This is a genomic window from Ruegeria sp. AF3 (assembly GCF_056536285.1).
Window position 1 is genome coordinate 438,239 of sequence record NZ_JBQFJM010000002.1, and the last position, 20,719, is coordinate 458,957.

Here is a 20,719-nt window from a genome sequence, read left to right on the forward strand (position 1 = left end):
AGGGGCGAGGCCATGACAACCCATTCTGCAAAACACCTTATTATTGGCGGCGGCATCATCGGATGCTCAATCGCCTATCATCTGGCCCGGGCAGGTGAGACGGATGTCGTCCTTCTGGAAAAGGCATCTCTGACAGAGGGTGCAACATGGCACGCTGCCGGGCTGGTTGGGCAACTGCGGTCTTCCCGAAATACGACCCGGATGCTGAAACGATCGGTCGCGCTCTATGACCGGCTAGCCGACGAGACCGGTATGGAGTTCGACTGGAAGAAAGTCGGCAGCTTGCGGCTGGCGGCAACCAAGGAACGGCTGCTGGAGGCAAAACGTCTGGCGACAATGGCACGCAGTTTTGACCTGGAGATGGAAATCATCTCACCAGCCGAAGCGAAAGCCCTGTTTCCCTATATTGATGCCGACGGGTTAGAGGGGGCTGCCTTTATTCCATCGGATGGCCACGTTGACCCCGCTGGCCTGTGTCTGGCGATTGCAGCCGGTGCGCGGAGCCACGGCGCACAGATCAGGCAGGGGGTGAAGGTCAAGGATTTCGAAATCCGCAATGGCCGCATAACCAAAGTGATGACAACCAACGGCGACTATGAGGCGGAAACCGTTGTGCTGGCCTCGGGCATGTGGAGCCGTGAACTGGCCGCAAGACTGGGCGTCGTGGTGCCAGCCTGCGCTGTCGAGCACCAATATGTCGTAACAGAACCGTTGCCAGAGCCGGAATTGGTCAAGGGCCTGCCCACGCTGCGCGACCCTGAGCGTCTGGTCTATTACAAGCCCGATGCTGGCGGGCGTCTGGTCATCGGAGGTTACGAAGACGACACATTGCCATTTGGAGAACGGGGCATTCCCGGAGAGTTCGTGCGCCAGTTGCTACCGGACAATCTTGACCGTTTCGCGCCGCTGGCTGAACTTGCCGGTGTCGTCACGCCTGTCGTGAACCAGGTCGGCATCCGGCAAATCATCAATGGACCAATCCCCTACTCCGCCGATGGTGATTTTGTCATGGGCTGGGCCCCTGAGGTTAAAAACCTGATGCTCTCGACCGGGTTCCTCTATGGTATTGCGGCTGGCGGGGGCGCGGGGGAAATGATCGCGGAATGGATTCTGAACGGGCGTCCAAGCCTGGATCTTTGGCCATTGGACGTGCGGCGGTTCAGCCCACATCATGCGACCAAGGCCTTTATGTATCCCCGAGCTGTCGAGCATTATGCGCATCACTACAAGATGCGCTATCCGGGCCAGGAGGCCGAGACCGCACGCAATTTGCGACTGTCTCCGCTATACAACCGATTGAAAGAACACGGGGCGGTCTATGGGTCAAAGAACGGGTGGGAGCGGCCCTTGTGGTTCGCCCCAGCTGGGGTCACCCCAGTGGATCAACTCGATTTTCTCAATCCCGGTTGGCATGTCTTCGCGGCCGAAGAACACCGCGCTGCGCGCGAAGGTGTCGTTCTGATCGACCAGTCGAGCTTTTCCAAGTTCGAACTGATCGGCTCTGGCGCGTTGGGTGTGTTGCAACACCTAGCGGTCTCAAACATGGACAAGCCGGATGGCAGCGTAATCTATACCCAGCTTTGTAACGACAAAGGAGGAGTCGAGGCGGATGTCACCATCACCCGCCTGAGGCGCGACCATTTCTATATCGTGACCGGCGCCGGATTCGGGGCGCACGATTCTGACTGGATCCGACGCCATCTGCCGCAAGACGGATCGGCACATCTGATCGAGGTTACCTCATCCCGGGCGGTGATCAATATCTGCGGACCAAAAGCGCGCGACGTCCTGCAGGCGGTAACCGAAGAGGATATCTCAAACGCTGCGTTTCCCTTTGCAACAGCGCGCGACATTACGGTCGGAGCAGCAAAAGTGCGTGCGGTGCGCATCGGCTATACCGGCGAATTGGGCTGGGAACTGCACATCCCAACCGAATTTGCACTTCATGTCTATGATCAGCTTTGGAAGGCCGGACAGGCCTATGGCATCCGCGACATTGGCTACCGGACCATAGACTCGCTGCGCCTGGAAAAGGGGTATCTTTACTGGAGCACCGATATCACCCCGGACTATACACCTGTAGAAGCGGGCCTGAGCTCTCGCGTCCACCTGAAATCGAAGGAAAGTTTCATAGGGCGCGATGTGCTGGAGGACCAGAAATCCAATGGCACGGCACAGATACTCTGTACCTTCGTGACCGAAGAAAAACTGCCGATGACCGGGGGGGAAACCATCCTGCACAATGGCGTCACCGTTTCGCGCGCCAGCAGCGGTGGTTATGGGTACCATGTCGGGAAAACGATCATCTACGGCTATCTTGCGGTGGCGATGACGGACCAGACGGAATTCGAACTCGAACTGTTCGGTGACCGCAAACAAATCTGCCGGGTGGACGGGCCTCTGTTCGACCCGGCCAATGAACGGCTAAAAGCCTGAGGGGGAGGGCAGAAAATGACTGACGGAAACACTGACCGTGTCCTGAATGAACTTCGCAACCTGAAAGGCTTTGAGGACACCTCAGCACAAAACAGCGAAATCAAGCGGCTGGGTGGGTTGACCAACCTGGTCTACAGAGTGGAAACCTGCGGACACACCATGATCGTTCGCATCCCCGGAGACGGCACCGCGGATTATATCGATCGTGGCGTTGAGATTCACAATGCCAAGGTCGCAGCCGAAGCTGGTATCGGTCCCGCTGTGCTTTGGGCGGATGCAGATACCGGTGTGATGATCAGTGACTGCATTGACGATATCGTCACCATGACACCCGAGCTTTTCGCAACGCGCACCGGAGCGGCCGCGCGTGCCGGACATGCCCTGCGGCAACTACACGAGTCACCCCGCTCTTTCGAGTTCCGGTTCGAACTTTTTTCGATGATCGATGAATATCTGAAAGTCCTGGCAACAAAGGATATTTCCCTGCCCGAAGGCTATACTGAAATCGTCGCCGAAGCGGCGCCGATCAAACAGCTGCTGCAGGACAAGCCGGGCGCGCTGGTTCCCAGCCATTGCGATCCGCTTTGCGAGAACTTTCTCGACAACGGTGACCGTATGTGGATCGTGGATTTCGAATATTCCGGGATGAATGATGCTCTTTGGGACCTCGGCGATTTGTCAGTCGAAGCTGGGCTGACCGAGAAGCAGGAAATCGAAATGCTGACGTCCTATTTTGGCGCGGCACCAACAGCGGCTCAATTCGGGCGAATGGTGATCTACAAGGCGATGTGCGATCTTCTGTGGACACTCTGGGGCTTGATCCAACATGCCGATGATAACCCGGCCGAAGATTTCTGGGCCTATGCCACGGGTCGGTTCGACAGGTGCAAGGCACTGATGTTCAATCCTGCTTTCGCGGCGCATGTTCAGGCAGTTGCGAACGAATAGTGCAGATGGATAAGTTGCATTCTCTTGATGAATGACTGGCATGTGGAAATGAAAAATGGTTCGGACAAATGGGATTCGAACAGGTTTCACGGTAGGCTCTTTGAGGGGCCGCAACGTCCCCAAAACGGCGGTTAAAATGCTGTGCTGTTCTACCTGAGGCACAGTTTCCTGTCGTGATCGAACAGATATCATAGCTGAATGCCGTCCGAGAGTTGATTTGGCGACCTCAACACACGGGTTGCGATTATTCACCGTTGGTCTTCGCACGGGGCACATTTGAAGGAACGCTAAGTGCAGAATTCCTGGCGCTTGGGCGAAACGTATATCAACGCAACAGGTACGCGGGCGTTTCTACATCCATTCTTGAATGAAGGCGTCAAAATCACTGATTTCCTTCTGTGCACGCGGTGAAGTAAGTCGACTGCAACAAGGTCCCCTGTCAGATCTGAGTCTGTCATAGCGGCGGGCTGATTTGGCTAGGTTCCTCACACGTGTTCGCCAAGACAACGCCTCTCATTCAGAAACTTGTAGCGACACGAAGGTCCGAACCAAATTTGCTTTTCAGGGTCAAAAACGCTTTTAGTAGAAACTTAGCCAATGATAACCGTACCGGTTATGAAGTTCGCCTAGGTAAGCGAATCGCTGTCCCCTTCGGACACTGGTACAGGATTTGCTGAAACAAGGCCTCTGAGAGCTGTCGAGCTCTACCACTAGAGAAGAAATGATGGATCAGAAAAATCACCCGTCTCAACTGGGGAAAGCAATTCGACGCCGCCGGAAAGCGCTTGGCAAAACACTTGTCGAAGTTGCGGATGAAGCTGATTTGACGACAGGGTTCATATCGCAGGTTGAACGCGGCATCAGTGCCCCGTCCCTGTCTTCGCTTATGGCAATTGCTGCATCTTTGAAGACCAGCATTGAACAGCTAGTCAGCGTTCCCGAGGAGTACACCGAATACGTTCGCAAAGATCGACGTCAAACCTATGCTTTGGGAGTCAACGGGCGGTTCTATGAAAAGTTGGGTCCGGGGTTTTCGGGCGCGCTTTTGTATCCTTGTATTGTTCATCGCCCTGCGGGTCACATGTCCGAGAAGATGTGTCACGAAGGCGAGACCTTTTGTTATTTGATTTCGGGTCAGTTGGAATATCATCTGGGCGATGAAGTCCACATCATGTCGAGCGGTGACACGATACATCACGACGCGTCCAAGCCGCATTATTCGATCGTTCTAGGAGATACCGAAGCGGTTGAATTGTGGGTGGATACGACGCCGATCAAAAATACGTCCAAGTAATCGCACCGGCTGAACAGCTCACCGAAAGTTCTCCGAATTCTATCGCGGGGCCGCACTTGAAAGTGCCGCCCCGAACGTCGTGGCGTGCCCTGAAATTCTCAATCAATGCTCCTGTGAGCGCAATATGCAATTTACGCAATACTAAAAAAAATTTTAGCTGTAATGAAATTAATGTATAACACCTTCACGCGATGGAGAATCGCTTTGGGAGGAACTCATCAATGAAACGTAATTTGATGGCAGCGACTGCCGTCGTGGCCACTGCAATGGCCCTACCTTTGTTTGCACAAGAGCGTGGTGGCATTCTGAATTTCGCCAGATATGACGGATCAAACCTGATTGACCCTATTTATGCCGATCGAAACCCTGACATCTGGATGGTTGGCAGCATTTTCGACACGCTTTTGCGCCCCAGTGAAGATGGGAACTCTGTCATCCCAGGACTGGCCGAAGAATACAGTATCTCCGACGATGGACAGTCTGTATCGCTTACCTTGCGCAGCGGCGTCTCGTTTTCGGATGGAACACCTTTGACCGGAGAAGACGTTGTCTTTTCGCTGGATCGCGCCCGCAATCCCGATCTGAGCCCATGGGCTGGGCTTCTCGGATCCATCGACAATGTAAGCGCGGAACGAAACGTCATCTCGATCAGCCTGAAAGCGGCTGACCCGACAATCCTCTCTATGCTTGCCACTTTCACAACCGGCATTGTCTCCAAAGCCGTCTTTGAGGCGGCCGAAGGTTCCACTGACCAGGAAAAGTCCGCCGCAATCTTTGCAGCCAAAGGCCCCGGTGTCGGGTCCGGCCCCTTCTATCTGTGTGGATTTGAGCAGGGAACCTCCATGGAGTTCTGTGCCAACAAGAATTATTGGCGCAAAGGGTCCGACGGCAAAGCGCTGCCTTACCTGGACGGCGTGCATTTCGAGGTCATACCTGATGACGCAACCCGGATTCTGAAGCTTCAGGCTGGTGAAGTGGATGCTGCTGAATTCATTCCGTTTTCACGTGTGCCGGAGCTTGAAGCAGACCAAGCGATCAACATGAACCTCTATCCGTCAACACGGATCATATATTCGCCGATCAACACGCGTGAAACCCGTGCTGACGGATCGCCTAACCCGTTGTCAGACGCTCGGGTTCGGCAGGCACTCAACTATGCCACCAACAAAGAGGCACTGATCGGGCTTGTGCTGCAAGGCGCTGGCAAGCCAATGACGTCACCACTGATGGCAGCGGCGACCCAGCTTTCCGCAGATCTTGGCCCGTTATATGCCTACGACCTTGACAAGGCCAAAGCTCTGATCGCCGAGGCAGGCGTAGCGCCGGGAACCCAAATCACCTTTACGACTTTGGCCGGCTCTGCGGATGACAGCACCATATTTGCGGCCCTTCAGCAGATGTGGGCTCCGTTGGGGATCAATCTGTCAGTCGAACAGGTGGATGGGCCGACACGTGGCGCCAAGAACCGCTCGGGCGAATTTGACATCCACACCTATGGCTGGGTGAATGACGTAAACGACCCCAGCCAGGTCGTCGGCTGGTTAGGTTATACACCTACAGCCAATGCGGTCGGCACTGGTTGGGAAAACGCGAAATTCAATGCTCTGTTTGAGGCTTCGGCAACAGAAATAGACGCTGAAAAAAGAGCGGCCCAGTATGCTGAAATGCAGGAAATATATGCAGATGCAGCCCCTTTGCTTTTCATGTATGAGACGCCCTTTGCGGTGGCAGTATCGACCAGCGTGGACGGATACATTCAGACACCACTGGGAAATAACGTCTTCGATCAGGCGACCGTCAGCCGCTGATCGCTTAAATGCCGCCGGCAGTACCTGCCGGCGGTACATTTGACGGAGGCCTTGATGGCAACCCTTCAATACACATTCAAACGCTTGTTGTTGATGATCCCCACATTCATCCTCGTGATGATCATCATCTTTGTTCTGGTTCGTCTTCTACCGGGGGATCCGGCCATCGCCATCGCAGGAGACCGGGCTTCGGATGCCGATCTTGCTGCTATCCGCGAGAGGTTGGGACTGAACGAGCCGCTGTTGGTGCAGTTTTGGCTGTTTCTGACAAATACGATGCAAGGCGATTTGGGCCGGTCTATCCTGATGCGCGCACCGGTTACTGAAGTCATCATCAACCGCCTGCCGACCACGGCTTTTCTGACGATCTATGCAGTTCTCATGTCTTTGTTGATTGCAGGACCACTGGCGTTTGTTGCAGCTCTGAACCGCGGACGGTGGCCCGACGCAGTGATCCGTACAGTGTTCCAGATAGGGTTATCGATGCCTGTGTTTTACATCGGTCTGATCTTGCTGACTTTTCTTGCCGCCCAACTGCGGTGGTTTCCGGTTGGCGGCTATGGCGACACCTTTATGGACAGGCTGTATCATCTGTTCCTGCCTGCCGTAGCGGTGGCGTTGTACACGTCGGCGATCATCATGCGAAACCTGCGCGCCGCCATCATCGAGGTCCTTGATGCCGAATACGTTCAGTTTGCCCGAGCCAAGGGTTTGCCCGATAGGCTGATCTTGGGGCGCCACGTCTTACGTAACGCACTGATTTCGACCGTTACACTTTTGGGTCTGTCTATCGGCAACCTCATGAGTGGAACGCTGGTTACCGAAACAGTTTTCGCCGTACCCGGTGTCGGACGCTTGATGCTTGAGGCGATTTTCGCGCGCGACTACCCGCTCATCCAGGGATTGACGCTGACATTTGCGGTTCTGGTCTCGGTCGTATTCCTGCTTACGGACCTGTTTCAAAGCTCGTTGGACCCGAGGATGCGTTTGACATGACCGACACTGCCACTTCTCCTGGTGGGGCGGGCGTACCGCCAAAGACGCGCATACCAGCGGCGCTACGAAAACCGGGTTTCATAATAGGCCTCTGCATCATTGGAATGTCGACTTTGCTTGCGATCATGCCAAATGCGTTTGCCCCGTATGATCCAAACTTCATCGATTACACCGCGGTCCGACAGCCACCAAGCTGGGCCCATCCCTTCGGCACCGACCTGCTGGGGCGCGACAGTCTGAGCCGCGTTATTTCAGCCTATTCGGTAAACATGCAGATGGCAGTCCTTGCCACAGTCTTTGCCCTGATCATTGGCGTCGTGGTTGGCGCGCTTGTCGGCTACTACCGCGGGATCGCTGATATGATCTTCGGGCGTGTCGTGGACGCGATCATCACGTTCCCATTTCTGGTTCTGGTCATTGCAGTCGTCGCCGTACTTGGGCCGGGCTTGGTCAATATGTACATTGCGATAACGGTTGTTGGTTGGGTCTACTATGCCCGGTTAATGCGAGCCGAGATCATTGCGCAGATGGGAAACGACTATGCCGCTGCTGGCATCGTCATGGGATACTCCGACAGGCGCATTATCTTTCGCCACCTTCTGCCGAATGCGATTACGCCGGTTATCGTCTACTGGATGACGGATATGGCGCTGGCAATTCTGCTGGGTTCGTCACTTGGGTATCTGGGTCTTGGCGCACAGCCACCGCAGGCGGAATGGGGCGTCCTGATCGCGGAAGGACGCAATTTTATCACAACGGCCTGGTGGTTGAACCTGATGCCCGGGATCGCGATCGTTATCACAGGTCTTGGATTTTCCCTTATTGGCGATGGGTTGGCAGACCTGCTCAGGCCACGCGGGTAAGGAGTTGGCAATGACAGGCAATCAGCAACCTATCCTCGAAGTGAAAAACCTTAGTACAACCTTCTGGAAAGAAGGGACCCCTTTGCCAGCCGTGCGAGACGTGAGTTTTTCCGTTCGACGTGGCGAAGTCCTGGGACTGGTCGGTGAAAGCGGTTCTGGCAAGAGCGTCACTTTGCGCTCGGTTCTGGGGCTATCGCGGCGCTATGGCGAAGTCACAGGAGTTGTGAATTGGCAGGGGCAAAACCTTGTTCCGCTTTCCGAACGAAAACTGAGGCGCATTCGCGGTGGCGAAATTGCGATGATCTTTCAGGAGCCGATGACATCGCTTAACCCATTGTTGACGGTTGGTATGCAACTGACCGAGACGTTGAAGGCGCATACCGACCTCAATCGCGCGGCGCGCCGTGACCGGGCGGTTGAGATGCTGGATCATGTAGGGATTCCATCTGCCGCGTCACGTTTGAACGAATACCCACATCAGTTTTCAGGTGGTATGCGGCAGCGCGTTATGATCGCGATTGCTCTGGCAGCTAACCCGAAACTGTTGCTCGCGGATGAACCAACCACCGCATTGGACGTTACGATTCAGGCGCAGATTCTTGATTTGATCCTGTCCTTGGCCGATGAGCTTCAGATGGGCGTGGTTCTTGTCACGCATGATCTAGGTGTGGTCGCTCAAACCTGTGAATCCTTGGCTGTCATGTATGCCGGACGGGTGGTTGAACAGGGGGCAGTGCGTCAGGTTTTGAATGCACCACGTCACCCTTATACTGTTGGACTGATGCGGTCTGTTCCTCAGAATGTGCCGCCGCGCACACCGCTCTATTCGGTGCCGGGCACGCCTCCGAGCCTCGAGAGATTGCCTGTCGGATGCGCCTTTGCCCCACGGTGCCACAGCACAGTCGACGCGTGCCTGAACGCGCGCCCACCCTTGTCGGCAATATCCGAGGGCCGTCATGTGGCGTGCTTCAATCATGTGCCTGCAGCTCAGGGAGACGTCGCATGACAGATACGGTCATGGAGATAAACGATGTGGGTCTTCAATTTCATTTGTCACGATCGGTTCTTGATCTGATCCGCCAGCGACCCGGGCGGGTTGTCAACGCGCTGAACGGTGTCAGCCTCGAGCTCAAGCGAGGAGAAACACTGGGCGTTGTCGGCGAGTCTGGGTGTGGCAAGTCCACGCTCGCGCGTTGCATCGTTCGGCTTCACCAGCCTCAGGCCGGCAGTATCCGTTTCGCAGGAAAAGATATCTTTGACCCGAAATTTCGTAATGAGCGCGACTACAACCGTCGCGTTCAAATGATGTTTCAGGATCCTTATTCGTCCCTGAACCCCCGGATGACGACTGGTCAGATTCTGTCCGAGGCTCTTAGTGTTCACAAGATGCGTCCCGAGAGTGAAATTCCTTCGCGCGTTATGGAACTGTTGGATCTGGTCCGCCTGCCACAGGACACCGCACACAAATTTCCACACGAGTTTTCAGGGGGGCAGAGGCAGCGAATTGCTATCGCACGTGCGCTGGCAGTCGAGCCGGAAGTTTTGATTGCCGACGAACTGGTTTCAGCGCTGGACGTTTCAGTACAGGCACAAGTGGTCAATCTTCTGCTTGAATTGCAGGACAAACTGAACCTCACAATTCTGTTCGTCGCACACGACTTGCGACTTGTACGTCACGTCTCGAACCGGGTGGCCGTAATTTATCTGGGCCGGATTGTGGAGATCGGCGATAGCGAAACCTTGTTCTCCGATCCCTCACATCCCTACTCCCAAGCTCTGCTCAGCGCTGCGCCTTCGCTTGATCCGGATGACAAGGGCAACGTCATCCGACTGGAGGGTGAGTTGCCGTCACCAATGAACGTACCGCCCGGATGCCCGTTCCACGTGCGCTGTCGTTTTGCCACAAGTCTTTGTCAACGCGACGTTCCCGCACTCAGACAATTTAGGGAGTTTGGAGAGGTCGCCTGCCACCACGCGGAAGAGATCAAAGCACATGCTGGATAGGTTTCATTTATGTCCGAGCGAAAGAATTTCGCTGTTCCGCGACCAAATGAGCGTGCAGGACCTGGATGCCTTTGTACTACCACGATTTGATGCCCATCAAGGCGAATACGTCGCACCGCATGACGAACGTCTGGCGTATCTGACCGGGTTCACCGGATCTGCCGGACTTGCCTTTGTAACACCTGAGACCGTCGCCCTTTTTGTCGATGGTCGATACAGCTTGCAGGCTACGCAAGAGTGCAAAGGCGCGTTGTTCTCTCATCATCATCTTCATGGCGAGACGCCCGAAGAGTGGCTGAGAAAAGAGATGCGTACAGGTTGGCGCCTCGGATATGACCCGATGCACATACCCCCGTCGTGGTTTGACCGGTTTGACGCAGCTTGCAAGGATGTGGGCGCAATGATGGTGCCGCAACAAGTCAATCCGGTCGACGCGGTTTGGACAGATCAACCAGCGCCACCCTGTGGTCGTGTGACAGTTTTACCGTCGCAGATTGCCGGGAAAAACTGTGCAGAAAAATGCTCTGATCTGGCGAACTATCTGGTTCAGCGACAGGCCGACTTTGTTGTCGAAACACAACCTGACAATATCGCCTGGTTACTGAACATCCGCGGCGCGGATGTTGGCTATAATCCGGTAGTTAACTCCTTTCTTCTGGCACATCGGGACGGGACGCTGATTTGGTTTGTCGATCCGCAAAAGCTGGATGATTTCGTAGAGAGTGCATTGCCCTCAAATCTTCAGATAGTTCCACAGGTAGAGTTTTTGCCCACGCTCAAGGCCAGATTTCGGCCAAATCAGCTGGTATTGGCTGATCCGGATTTCTCACCTGTCGCCGTAAGACAAACCATCGAAGAAGCCGGTGCGAAACTTGGTTCTGAACGCAGTGTGATTACCCGGACTAAGGCATTGAAAAACACGATCGAACTGGAGGGTCTTCGAACCTGCCATTTCACCGACGGAATCGCGTGGGCAGAATTTGGTGCCTGGCTTGCAGACACGGTTCCCGTTCGCGCCGAAAGTGGTGACCCCCTGACCGAGCGTGAAGCAGAGCAAAAATTGAAGGCGCTGCGCTGCGCACAGCAAGGTTTCCTAGGTGACAGTTTTCATGCGATCTCAGCGGCAGGCGGGAACGCGGCGATGTGCCACTATAGCGCGACCGCGGATCGGAATGATCCTATCCAACCGGATCAAACCTATCTGATGGACAGCGGCGGACAATACGAGACGGGAACGACCGATACCACCCGGTGCTATGCTTTTGGAGCACGGCCTGACGGGTATGATGAGGCATACACGGCAGTCTTCAAGGCCTTCTGTGCCTTGGCCACCTTGCGATTCCCGCCTGGTACCCAAGGGCACCATATCGACGGGATCTGCCGCCGCCCTTTGTGGGATCTCGGGCTGGACTATGACCATGGGACCGGTCACGGCATCGGCCATCGACTGTCAGTGCACGAACACCCGCAGAGAATAGGAAAACCCTATAACCCGATTGATCTGGAACCGGGCATGGTCATGTCGATTGAACCGGGGTTTTACAAGGCCGCCAGCTTCGGCATCCGCATAGAAAACGTCTTTGAGGTCGTCACAGAAGACAACGGTTTCCTTGCCTTCCGCAATATGACGTTTGTGCCAATTCAGACTGACATGTTGATTGTTCAAAACCTGACTATGCCCGAGCGGCACTGGTTAAATCAATATCATCGACAAATCAGACAGATGCTTTCACCGCGATTGAGTGATCCCGCAAAAGGGTGGCTGACAAAAGTGACGACTGCAATCTGAAACACGAAACGAACTTTTGGCCGGGCTGTATGCTGCTGTGCGGCGAAACGAGTGGCGACGTTTCCAACCGTCAGAATACCAAGCCGATAACGGCTCGCGCGTGGAGTAAGAACAATAAGATGTGCCGGGATCGCCGAAGCGGGTGGTTTTGGTCACATTAAGGGTTGGTAAGATTACCAGATTTATCAGAATATCGCCAATTGGCCCGTGAAATCTCTGTCGATGCCGTGGCATTGGTGCCGGGTCCAAATTTCGACCGTGCCATGGGCAAGTCTTTCATGACCAACGAACGCCCCATCGTGGTTGTGATACCCGCTTCAGGAGAACCCGCCGCCATTGTTCCAAATCTGGAACTTGGCTCGTGGGATCAATTAAGGTTCGAAGGAGCGGTATTCGATTGGCGGGATGAGGCCGGTTACAAAGGGGCTTTCGCCGCTTTGGCGGACCACCTGAGCATCATGTCCCTTACAGTTGATGGACAGGTCATGCGTGTTTTTATCTCTGATGCACTGACCGAAGCTATGCCTGGGTTAAAGATAATTGATGCAGAGCACCAAGTCTCGAAACTGCGCCTGATCAAGTCCAGCAAGGATGTGGCCTCCCTGCAAGCTGCGATCACCATCTCGGAACGTGCGCTTGAGCAGGTTATCGGGACTGTACGTGCAGGCCAGACCGAGAAACAGATCGAATAGGCTTTGATCCAGGCAATGTTTGCCGAAGGCGCCGATTCACAGGCCTTCACACCGATTGTGGTCGCAGCCGACAACTCGACCCGACCGCGCGGGAAAGCGCGTATGGATTATCGGCTTCAAACTGGCGATGCGCTACTCTTTGACTTTGGCGCGCGCAAGGATGGACTTGTCTTGGATATTACGCGAACCTTTTTCGTTGGCGAAGTTTCAGATGAGGGCAAGGCCGTCTACGAAACTGTATTGCGAGCAAACCAGATGGGTCTGAACGTGTGTCGCCCCGGTGTGACCGCCCATGATATCGATGATGCAGTCATCGGCGTTCTTGAAGCATCCCCTTTCGCCAATCGCATACGCACCAAGACAGGCCATGGTTTGGGTCGGGATTTGCACGAGGCTCCTTATATCATGCGCGGAAACAACCAGGTAATGCGCGCAGGAATGGTCTGGACCAACGAACCGGGTCTGTATGACCTGGGCAGTTTTGGTATTCGTATTGAAGATGACGTCTTGGTCACAGAAGACGGGTGCCAATCACTGACCAGCTTCCCGAAAGAGCGTGTTGTCCTGGGGGCAGTACGTCGATAACCGGGCTGTCCCAGCCACACGGTTGGCGATCAGTGGTCGGATGCCCACATGACGCGGGTTAGATATGTCGCAAAGCACTGATTGCGAGGCATTGTTTTGGCAATCGCAGGGCACGGGTTCCCCTTTTGCCATGTCTTATCAAGTACAGGAAGTTGGGCTATTGTACCTAGCATTGCGCCTACACATGACGCGTCTAAAGCGCCGGCACCCCGTTTCATATGGTTGTTGTGAGTTACAGGCAAAAAGACGCGTTGACCACAAACCTGAAAGGTGACCTATGTCTTTCTCCAGCCGTTCTACAATTTCGCGACGCCGTTTCCTTGCCACGACAACCGCTGGTGCAGCGGCAATTACCCTGCACCCGTTTTCGGTGGCAGCGGCCAGTAATCAGGCGCATCTGCGCATCATGGAAACCACCGACATCCATGTTCATGTTTTCCCTTATGATTATTATGCGGACAAACCCCGCGACACAGTAGGCCTGTCCCGCACAGCGTCGATCATCAACGAAATCCGGTCTGAGGCGACAAACTCGCTCTTGGTGGATAACGGCGATTTCCTGCAGGGCAATCCGATGGGCGACTACATCGCTTACGAGCGCGGCATGAAGGACGGCGACAGCCATCCCATCATCACGGCCTTCAATACGGTCGGGTATGATGCCGCGACGCTGGGCAATCACGAGTTCAACTACGGTCTGGAGTTCTTGGACAAGGCTTTGGCCGGTGCCGAGTTCCCTGTTGTTCTGGCCAATGTCGCCAAGGAAAAAGGTACGAACCCGCGTGACGACAAGACCCTAGTACAGGCTTATGCCATTCTCGACCGTGAAATCGCGATGGGCGACGGCACCAATCATCCGATCAGGATCGGTGTCATCGGCTTTACCCCGCCACAAATCGTGAACTGGGACCGCAGGCATCTGGAGGGCAATGTCCAGGCCCGCGATATTGTCGAGACTGCTCAGGCCTATGTGCCCGAGATGAAGGAACAGGGATGTGACTTGATCATCGCCCTGTCGCATTCGGGGATCGGGGGTGCCGATTATGAGGACGGCATGGAAAACGCATCCGTGGTTCTGGCAGGTGTCGACGGGATCGACGCGCTGGTCACCGGCCACAATCACCTGGTTTTCCCGTCACCGACATTTGCTGACCGCCCAGGGATCGATGTGGAAAAAGGCACGCTGATGGGCAAACCTGCCGTCATGGGCGGTTTCTGGGGGTCGCATCTTGGCCTACTAGACCTACTTTTGGAACGGGACGGCAAGGAATGGCGCGTCGTTACCACGACGTCAGAGGCGCGACCGATTTCCAAACGCAACGAAGACCGCTCGATCACCGCTCTGGTCGAAGATGATCAGAAGGTTCTGGAGTCGGTTGCGAAAGCTCATGACGAAACGCTGGCCTATGTTCGGCGCGCGGTCGGCAAAACCTCGGCCCCGCTGCACAGCTATTTTGCGTTGGTCGCGGATGATCCGTCTGTGCAGATCGTCTCGATCGCGCAGAAATGGTACGTCGAAGACATGCTGAAAGGCACCGAGCATGAAGGGTTGCCGATCCTGTCTGCGGCGGCACCGTTCAAAGCCGGAGGCCGAGGCGGTCCAGAGTATTACACCGATGTCCCGGTCGGGGACGTTGCCATAAAGAACGTGGCCGATCTGTATCTCTATCCGAATACGGTCCGTGCGGTTCGCGTGAACGGGGCGCAGGTGCGTGGCTGGTTGGAACGCTCGGCCGGTATGTTCAATCAGGTCGAAGCTGGATCCAAGGATGCGATCCTTCTGAACCCTGAATTCCCGTCGTACAATTTCGACGTGATGGACGGCGTGACCTATCAGATCGACCTGTCGCAACCGTCGCGCTTTGGGCCAAAGGGCGAAGAGGTAAACCCCGACGCAGCACGGATCGTGAACCTTGCCTTCAATGGCTCGCCTGTTACGGATGACATGGAGTTCATCATTGCCACCAACAATTACCGCGCATCCGGTGGTGGCGCGTTCCCGGGCGCAATGGGCGACACAATCGTGTTCGAAGCACCGGACACCAACCGCGACGTCATTGTGCGCTACATAGTAGAACAGGGCACAATCGATCCCAAAGCGGATGCCAACTGGTCGTTTTCGCCGCTGGCGGACACCACGGTGTTGTTCGAGACCGGTCCAAAAGCCCGCGACTATATGGGCGATGTCAAAGGAGTAGCAATCGAGGACGCCGGGGAAGGCGCAGACGGTTTCGCAGCCTTCCGCATCAAGCTCTGATCCGACCAATTTGTCACAACGATAACCTGACCCGCCACTTTGATAACTCGGTGGCGGGTTTGTGCTGAAGACCTGTACAATTCGATGCCATCTGCCCCGGCGGCGGAAGATGCTACATTTTCAATCGGCGTTCCCTACATGCGTCGAGAGGGCAGGTCATAGAACTCAGCGAACCGTTGGATTGCCAACTGAGCTTCTGCGCTCCCAGCCCTTTCAATAAAAGCTGAACGGGTGACCCAGACCCTTAAATCAGACTATCGCGGTGTTGATCATCCACCCTTGCAAGGATGAATCATGACACACAGAAGTAATGCCGATCAGACCATTGATCTGATCAGTGTTTGCGAAGATGGGCAAATAGATAAACCGCCTGAAACGGATGAAGGCATGGGCAAGTTGGTGAAATCTGTATTCAAGGATCTCGCGGCAAAGGGAGTTTGAATACCCTATGGCAGGTAAAAAGTAGTCGCCTGCTGAACTGAATCTTTTTTTCCACCATTTGGCAAAGACGACGGGCTGCGATCTGTAGAGCACAGCGACAACAGGTCTTTCAGCTTCTGAATTACATTCGATACCATGAAAGACCCCGCTCTGTTGATATTGAGTTCCTGTAATCCCGTCAGTTTATTCAGTCTCATTTGTACTAGAGGCCGAATTGAAGATTTTGCCTTTCCCGTCACTTTCGTCAGCGCTTGAAGCCTGAGTGCAGTTGGATACTACAACGCCTTCGGCTAGATCCAAATTTTTTTTTACGCCGTGCGCCATCGAACTCGTTGTCTTACGTCGCGCTTTAGGGTCTTCGTTGCTGTCCCGGCTAGCCCCATTTTACCAACTGCCGAATTTTGACTGATCCGACGTGTCAACTCTCGGCCTTGATCGCAGCAACCACAATGTCGATTGCGTGGTCCAGATCCGATTGCGAGATGGTCAGCGGCGGCGACAATGTCAGAACGCATCCCTGACTGATCTTATAGCTCAAACCGGCCTCCAGACAGGCGTAGTAAATCCGTTCGGCACGCGCATTACCCGGCGTTTTGTCGGCGCGATCATCGACGATTTCGACCCCGAACATCAAACCCCGTCCCCGAATGTCTCCGACGGTAGGTACGTTCTGAAGTTCGTCCATAAGACGGCCAATTGCGTGCTCACCCAACGTGGCCGATCGATGAACCAACCCCTCATCTTCGATGATTTGAAGCGTTGTCAAAGCGGCCCGCGCGGTAACCGGGTTCTTTTCGTGTGTGTAATGACCAATGGCAAAATCTCCGCAGACATCCAATTGTTTGCGGGCAACACAAGCGGCAATGGGCAGGATGCCCCCGCCAAGCGCTTTTCCAAGCGTCACAATGTCGGGGATGATCTCGTCATGTTCAAAGGCAAACATCCTGCCGGTTTTGCCAAGGCCTGTCGGGATTTCATCCATGATCAAAAGCGCGCCGTGACGATTGCACGCCTCGCGCACGGATTTCCAAAACCCCGGCGGTGGTACATAGGGCACCGCACGCATCGGTTCGGCTATGACCGCCGCCACATCTCCTTCACGCTCCAGAACATATTCGACCATTTTCGCGCAGGCCAACCCGCAGGTTTCCGGCCCCGTGTGATTGTATGGGCAACGGTAGCAGGCGAAAGGCGCGACGTGTTCAGTGCCCGACAAGAGGGGGCCCGCGATATGACTGCGGAACGTCGCCTCGCCACCGACGCTTGCGGCGCCAAAGCCCGCGCCATGGAAGGCATCCCAGAAGCTGATCGTTTTGAACCGACCGGTCGCGGCGCGCGCGATCTTGAGGGCAACCTCGTTGGCGTCAGAGCCGCCTGTGGTAAAGAGCATTTTCCCCAGATCGCCAGATACGATATCTGCCAGTTTTTCCGCCAAGTCCACTGCCGGATCATTGGTAAAGCGGCGGGGCGCGAAAGGAAGATCGTCAAGCTGCGCCTTGATTGCGGCAACCAGACGCGGGTGCCCGTAGCCTATGTGGTGCACCGAGTTGCCATGGAAATCCATGTACCGGCGACCCTCCATATCCTCGATCCAGATCCCCTTGGCCTTTGCAATGGTGCTGACGCAGGGTGATGACAGAGATTGATGCAGGAATACATCCGCATCGCGTTTGAGCAGAGGTGTCGACTTTGGTCCCATGGACTTTCTCAACCACGCCTTGCGCGCCTCGGATGTGTTTGATTCCCCTTCCGTGTGGACAATCTGTGGCATGTCCGCTCCTCGTTTCTGTCATCAAAAGATGCGGGCCCCTAAAGGCCCGCCAGTATCAGGGAGGATATGAGGCGCCCTTCCCGCCTGTGGGGAAAGGACGCAAGGTTTAGTTGGGCCAAGGCAGCGAATAGGTTTTGACGTTGGTGAAAAACTTCATCGCCTCGATAACACCCTCCTTCACGCCGTTTCCGCTGTCCTTGATGCCGCCAAAGGGTGACATTTCAATGCGGTAACCCGGTTGTTCCCAGATGTTGCATGTGCCGACATTCAATCCGTTGATAAAGGCGATGGCCCTGTTCAGGTCATTAGTGCAGACCCCAGAAGACAGGCCGAACTCGGTCGAATTTGAGATCGCCATCACCTCTTCGTCGTTGTCCGGCACGCGCACGATCGGCACGATAGGACCGAAAGTTTCTTCCATCACCAGCTCGCTGTCATGGGGAACCTTGTCGACGACGATAGGCGGCAGCAATGCGCCCTGACGGCCCGGGTGATACAGGATTTCTGCACCCTCTTTTTCAGCCTGAAGAACGCGGTTTTCGAATATCTCCGCGGCTTTGTCGTGGATCACGCACCCCAGCTCGGTTTCAGGGTCTTGCGGATCGCCAAATTTGATCTTCTTGGCCTTCTCCAGAACCAGGGGTACAAACTTGTCGGCCACACTTTCCTGCACGAGGATGCGCTTGACCGCCGTGCACCGCTGACCGGAGTTTCCGGTCGCACCCGCCACTGCGATTGTTGCGGCTTTGTCCAAATCCGCATCGCTGAGGTCATTCAGAACGATCAGAGGATCATTGCCCCCAAGTTCCAGCGCCTGACGCTTGTAGACGCCTTTTTCAGCGATCAACTTGCCCACCGGCACACCCCCGGTGAAGGTGATAATATCGATATGTTCATTGGTGATCATCTCATCGCCAATGTCAGCAGGCCAACCGGTCACCACCTGGAACATCTCGTGCGGCAGGCCTGCCTCGTAAAGTATGTCGGCCAATGTCAGCGCGGTCAGGGGAGTCAGTTCCGTGGGTTTACAAACCATACAATTGTTGGTTGCAATAGATGGCGCGATTTTGTGGCTTACCATATTCAAAGGGTGATTGAACGGGGTAATCGCACTGATTGCTTTCACCGGCTCTCGGGTGGTGAAAATCTTGCGGGCTTTGCCATTGTGGGTCAGATCGCAGGAAAATATCTCGCCATCGTCCTTTAGCGCCTCAGCCGCCGCAAACTGATAAACATCCTGTGCACGTTTGGTTTCGTAGATCGCATGCTGGTGGCAGATGCCCAGCTCTAACGTCAGCCATTTCGCAAGATAATCACGTTTTTCACCGATCAGCTCGCCTGCGCGCTGCAAAATCTGGCTGCGCTCGTACCGGGTCAGTTTTGGTTTGTAATTCGCCGCAATTTCGAAAGCCCTGCGTGCGTGTTCTGCGGTGCCAGCGGGAACATGACCCACAACTTCGTTTGTGTACGGGTAGAGAACCGGAATGGTTTCATCGGTAAAAACGATTTCGCCACCGATCCGCATTCCTTCGTTACGTACTTCGATTTTCGACATGGTCTGGTCTTTCATGGCTTACTGTGCCGCCGCTGTAGTTGCGTAGAAGAAGGCATCAAAGTTGCGCAGCACGGGTTGGTTTGGCAGGTCGATGACACGATTCACGATGAAGGGAACTTCTTGTTCCGTCAAACCACCATGGCTGCGCAGGGGCTCTTTGAGCGCTGCCAGATCATGGCGATGCTCGGACGTTCCGATGCAAATGTTTTCGCCAGAAACCATTACAATGTCGCCAATCCGGTCACCGGGCAATTCGAACCGTTCAATGGCCTGAGCCTTGGTCAGCACATGGGTGATCCCATCGGTCGCCTTGAGTTTGGCAATGATGTCGCCCTGATCCGCGCCATCCGGCAGATATGCGGTCGCGAACGAGCCCAGTGCACCATGATGCACGACATACGGGTCAGTGATCGGAAGGATGACCCGCGCCGCATCCTTGCCCAGCCATTCGTCCATCAGGTCCTGCACATAGACGACCGAAGGGGATCCATCTGCCAAGTGCTTTGGCTTCATGCCGTGATCAGCCGTCACCACGATGGCGGCCCCCAATGCATCCAATTCGCCCAGATAGCGGTCGAACATGGCGTAGAAATCCAGTGCGCCCTTTTGATCGGGTGCAAACTTGTGCTGGATATAGTCGGTGGTCGACAAATACATGACGTCGGGCTTGAACTCTTTCAGCAGCTTGACGCCAGCAGCAAAAACGAACTCGGACAGTTCGGCCGAGTAAACCTCGGGCACGTCCATGCCCAACCACTTGCTGGCATTGTCGATGCCGTGTTCCTCAAGCGTCGTTTCGCCCGAACGCTCAGAAGAGAATGCAACCGCCCTGCCCTCGTCAAACTTCAGCCCGGCACCAAGCAGCGCGCGAAGCTTGTCCTTGGCGGTTACCATCGCCACGCGGAAACCTGCATCATAGAACTGCGAGAAGATGGTCGGCGCACGCAGGAAGCGGACGTCGTTCATCATCACCTCTTCACCAGTATCGGGATCGATAAGGTAGTTGCCGCAGATTCCATGCACGATCGGCGGGCGCCCGGTGGCAATCGAAAGATTGTTGGGGTTGGTGAACGACGGGATAACAGAATGCGCCAGACGGTCCGTACCTTCCTCCCGCATCCGTTTGAGGTTGGGCATCAGCCCTTTGGCAATCGCCACGTCGAGGTATTCTGGTTCACATCCATCAAGGCAGATGGCAATTGCGGGCACTTTGGGCGTCGGGTAGACGCGCTCATTTGCTTCGACAGGGGTTTGAATGGTCATCTGTTTTTCCTTGATTT

General features: G+C 55.0%; 16 protein-coding genes. 13 read left to right on the forward strand and 3 right to left on the reverse strand.

The window, feature by feature from the left end:
- Window positions 1–12: 12 nt before the first annotated feature.
- The 13 genes from ACR3FC_RS18640 to ACR3FC_RS18700 all read left to right on the forward strand — a co-directional run bounded on the left by ACR3FC_RS18640 (window position 13) and on the right by ACR3FC_RS18700 (window position 16,113).
- Window positions 13–2,436: a GcvT family protein gene (locus ACR3FC_RS18640; protein ID WP_480477667.1), complete on the forward strand. Its 2,424-nt coding sequence runs from the start codon at window positions 13–15 to the stop codon at window positions 2,434–2,436.
- 15 nt (window positions 2,437–2,451) lie between these two features.
- The gene (locus ACR3FC_RS18645; RefSeq protein ID WP_480477669.1) at window positions 2,452–3,384 is read left to right on the forward strand and encodes a phosphotransferase; all 933 of its coding nucleotides are present in this window, start codon (window positions 2,452–2,454) and stop codon (window positions 3,382–3,384) included.
- 724 nt (window positions 3,385–4,108) lie between these two features.
- The gene (locus ACR3FC_RS18650; protein WP_480477671.1) at window positions 4,109–4,678 is read left to right on the forward strand and encodes a helix-turn-helix domain-containing protein; all 570 of its coding nucleotides are present in this window, start codon (window positions 4,109–4,111) and stop codon (window positions 4,676–4,678) included.
- Between the two features lie 221 nt (window positions 4,679–4,899).
- Window positions 4,900–6,486 carry an ABC transporter substrate-binding protein gene (locus tag ACR3FC_RS18655; protein ID WP_480477673.1) on the forward strand — a complete coding sequence of 529 codons (1,587 nt, stop codon included), beginning with the start codon at window positions 4,900–4,902 and terminating at the stop codon, window positions 6,484–6,486.
- 54 nt (window positions 6,487–6,540) lie between these two features.
- Window positions 6,541–7,482 (forward strand): ABC transporter permease, encoded by a 942-nt coding sequence (locus tag ACR3FC_RS18660; protein WP_480477675.1) that lies wholly within the window; start codon window positions 6,541–6,543, stop codon window positions 7,480–7,482.
- Complete coding sequence (locus tag ACR3FC_RS18665; protein WP_480477677.1) at window positions 7,479–8,345, forward strand: ABC transporter permease; 867 nt, start codon at window positions 7,479–7,481, stop codon at window positions 8,343–8,345. Before ACR3FC_RS18660 ends, ACR3FC_RS18665 begins: the two co-directional genes overlap by 4 nt.
- Before the next feature lie 10 nt (window positions 8,346–8,355).
- Window positions 8,356–9,351, forward strand: coding sequence for an ABC transporter ATP-binding protein (locus tag ACR3FC_RS18670; RefSeq protein ID WP_480477679.1), 996 nt, complete (start codon window positions 8,356–8,358; stop codon window positions 9,349–9,351).
- On the forward strand, window positions 9,348–10,349 hold the full coding sequence (locus ACR3FC_RS18675) for an ABC transporter ATP-binding protein (RefSeq protein ID WP_480477681.1): 1,002 nt from the start codon (window positions 9,348–9,350) through the stop codon (window positions 10,347–10,349). Before ACR3FC_RS18670 ends, ACR3FC_RS18675 begins: the two co-directional genes overlap by 4 nt.
- The gene (locus tag ACR3FC_RS18680; protein WP_480477683.1) at window positions 10,339–12,138 is read left to right on the forward strand and encodes an aminopeptidase P family protein; all 1,800 of its coding nucleotides are present in this window, start codon (window positions 10,339–10,341) and stop codon (window positions 12,136–12,138) included. The genes ACR3FC_RS18675 and ACR3FC_RS18680 overlap by 11 nt, the downstream gene beginning before the upstream one ends.
- Before the next feature lie 200 nt (window positions 12,139–12,338).
- Window positions 12,339–12,830, forward strand: coding sequence for an aminopeptidase P family N-terminal domain-containing protein (locus ACR3FC_RS18685; RefSeq protein WP_480477685.1), 492 nt, complete (start codon window positions 12,339–12,341; stop codon window positions 12,828–12,830).
- 3 nt (window positions 12,831–12,833) lie between these two features.
- Window positions 12,834–13,415, forward strand: a complete 582-nt coding sequence (locus ACR3FC_RS18690; protein ID WP_480477687.1) for a M24 family metallopeptidase — start codon at window positions 12,834–12,836, stop codon at window positions 13,413–13,415.
- 277 nt (window positions 13,416–13,692) lie between these two features.
- Entirely contained in the window at window positions 13,693–15,672 is a 1,980-nt protein-coding gene (locus ACR3FC_RS18695; RefSeq protein WP_480477689.1) for a bifunctional 2',3'-cyclic-nucleotide 2'-phosphodiesterase/3'-nucleotidase, read from the forward strand.
- A 294-nt stretch (window positions 15,673–15,966) separates the two neighbouring features.
- On the forward strand, window positions 15,967–16,113 hold the full coding sequence (locus ACR3FC_RS18700) for a hypothetical protein (RefSeq protein WP_480477691.1): 147 nt from the start codon (window positions 15,967–15,969) through the stop codon (window positions 16,111–16,113).
- 418 nt (window positions 16,114–16,531) lie between these two features.
- Here the strand turns inward: ACR3FC_RS18700 and pbfA are convergent, their stop codons facing one another.
- The 3 genes from pbfA to phnA form a co-directional block, all read right to left on the reverse strand.
- On the reverse strand, window positions 16,532–17,884 hold the full coding sequence (gene pbfA / locus ACR3FC_RS18705) for a (R)-1-hydroxy-2-aminoethylphosphonate ammonia-lyase (RefSeq protein WP_480477693.1): 1,353 nt from the start codon (window positions 17,882–17,884) through the stop codon (window positions 16,532–16,534).
- 106 nt (window positions 17,885–17,990) lie between these two features.
- Complete coding sequence (gene phnY / locus ACR3FC_RS18710; protein WP_480477695.1) at window positions 17,991–19,454, reverse strand: phosphonoacetaldehyde dehydrogenase; 1,464 nt, start codon at window positions 19,452–19,454, stop codon at window positions 17,991–17,993.
- 3 nt (window positions 19,455–19,457) lie between these two features.
- On the reverse strand, window positions 19,458–20,702 hold the full coding sequence (gene phnA / locus ACR3FC_RS18715) for a phosphonoacetate hydrolase (RefSeq protein WP_480477697.1): 1,245 nt from the start codon (window positions 20,700–20,702) through the stop codon (window positions 19,458–19,460).
- Window positions 20,703–20,719: the final 17 nt, after the last annotated feature.

Excerpts from the sequence above, each read along its gene's own strand:
- pbfA (WP_480477693.1), bottom strand. The coding sequence starts at position 17,884 with ATGCCACAGATTGTCCACACGGAAGGGGAATCAAACACATCCGAGGCG.
- ACR3FC_RS18665 (WP_480477677.1), top strand. The coding sequence starts at position 7,479 with ATGACCGACACTGCCACTTCTCCTGGTGGGGCGGGCGTACCGCCAAAG.
- phnA (WP_480477697.1), bottom strand. The coding sequence starts at position 20,702 with ATGACCATTCAAACCCCTGTCGAAGCAAATGAGCGCGTCTACCCGACG.
- phnY (WP_480477695.1), bottom strand. The coding sequence starts at position 19,454 with ATGAAAGACCAGACCATGTCGAAAATCGAAGTACGTAACGAAGGAATG.
- ACR3FC_RS18700 (WP_480477691.1), top strand. The coding sequence starts at position 15,967 with ATGACACACAGAAGTAATGCCGATCAGACCATTGATCTGATCAGTGTT.
- ACR3FC_RS18680 (WP_480477683.1), top strand. The coding sequence starts at position 10,339 with ATGCTGGATAGGTTTCATTTATGTCCGAGCGAAAGAATTTCGCTGTTC.
- ACR3FC_RS18645 (WP_480477669.1), top strand. The coding sequence starts at position 2,452 with ATGACTGACGGAAACACTGACCGTGTCCTGAATGAACTTCGCAACCTG.
- ACR3FC_RS18695 (WP_480477689.1), top strand. The coding sequence starts at position 13,693 with ATGTCTTTCTCCAGCCGTTCTACAATTTCGCGACGCCGTTTCCTTGCC.
- ACR3FC_RS18650 (WP_480477671.1), top strand. The coding sequence starts at position 4,109 with ATGGATCAGAAAAATCACCCGTCTCAACTGGGGAAAGCAATTCGACGC.
- ACR3FC_RS18670 (WP_480477679.1), top strand. The coding sequence starts at position 8,356 with ATGACAGGCAATCAGCAACCTATCCTCGAAGTGAAAAACCTTAGTACA.
- ACR3FC_RS18660 (WP_480477675.1), top strand. The coding sequence starts at position 6,541 with ATGGCAACCCTTCAATACACATTCAAACGCTTGTTGTTGATGATCCCC.
- ACR3FC_RS18675 (WP_480477681.1), top strand. The coding sequence starts at position 9,348 with ATGACAGATACGGTCATGGAGATAAACGATGTGGGTCTTCAATTTCAT.
- ACR3FC_RS18655 (WP_480477673.1), top strand. The coding sequence starts at position 4,900 with ATGAAACGTAATTTGATGGCAGCGACTGCCGTCGTGGCCACTGCAATG.
- ACR3FC_RS18640 (WP_480477667.1), top strand. The coding sequence starts at position 13 with ATGACAACCCATTCTGCAAAACACCTTATTATTGGCGGCGGCATCATC.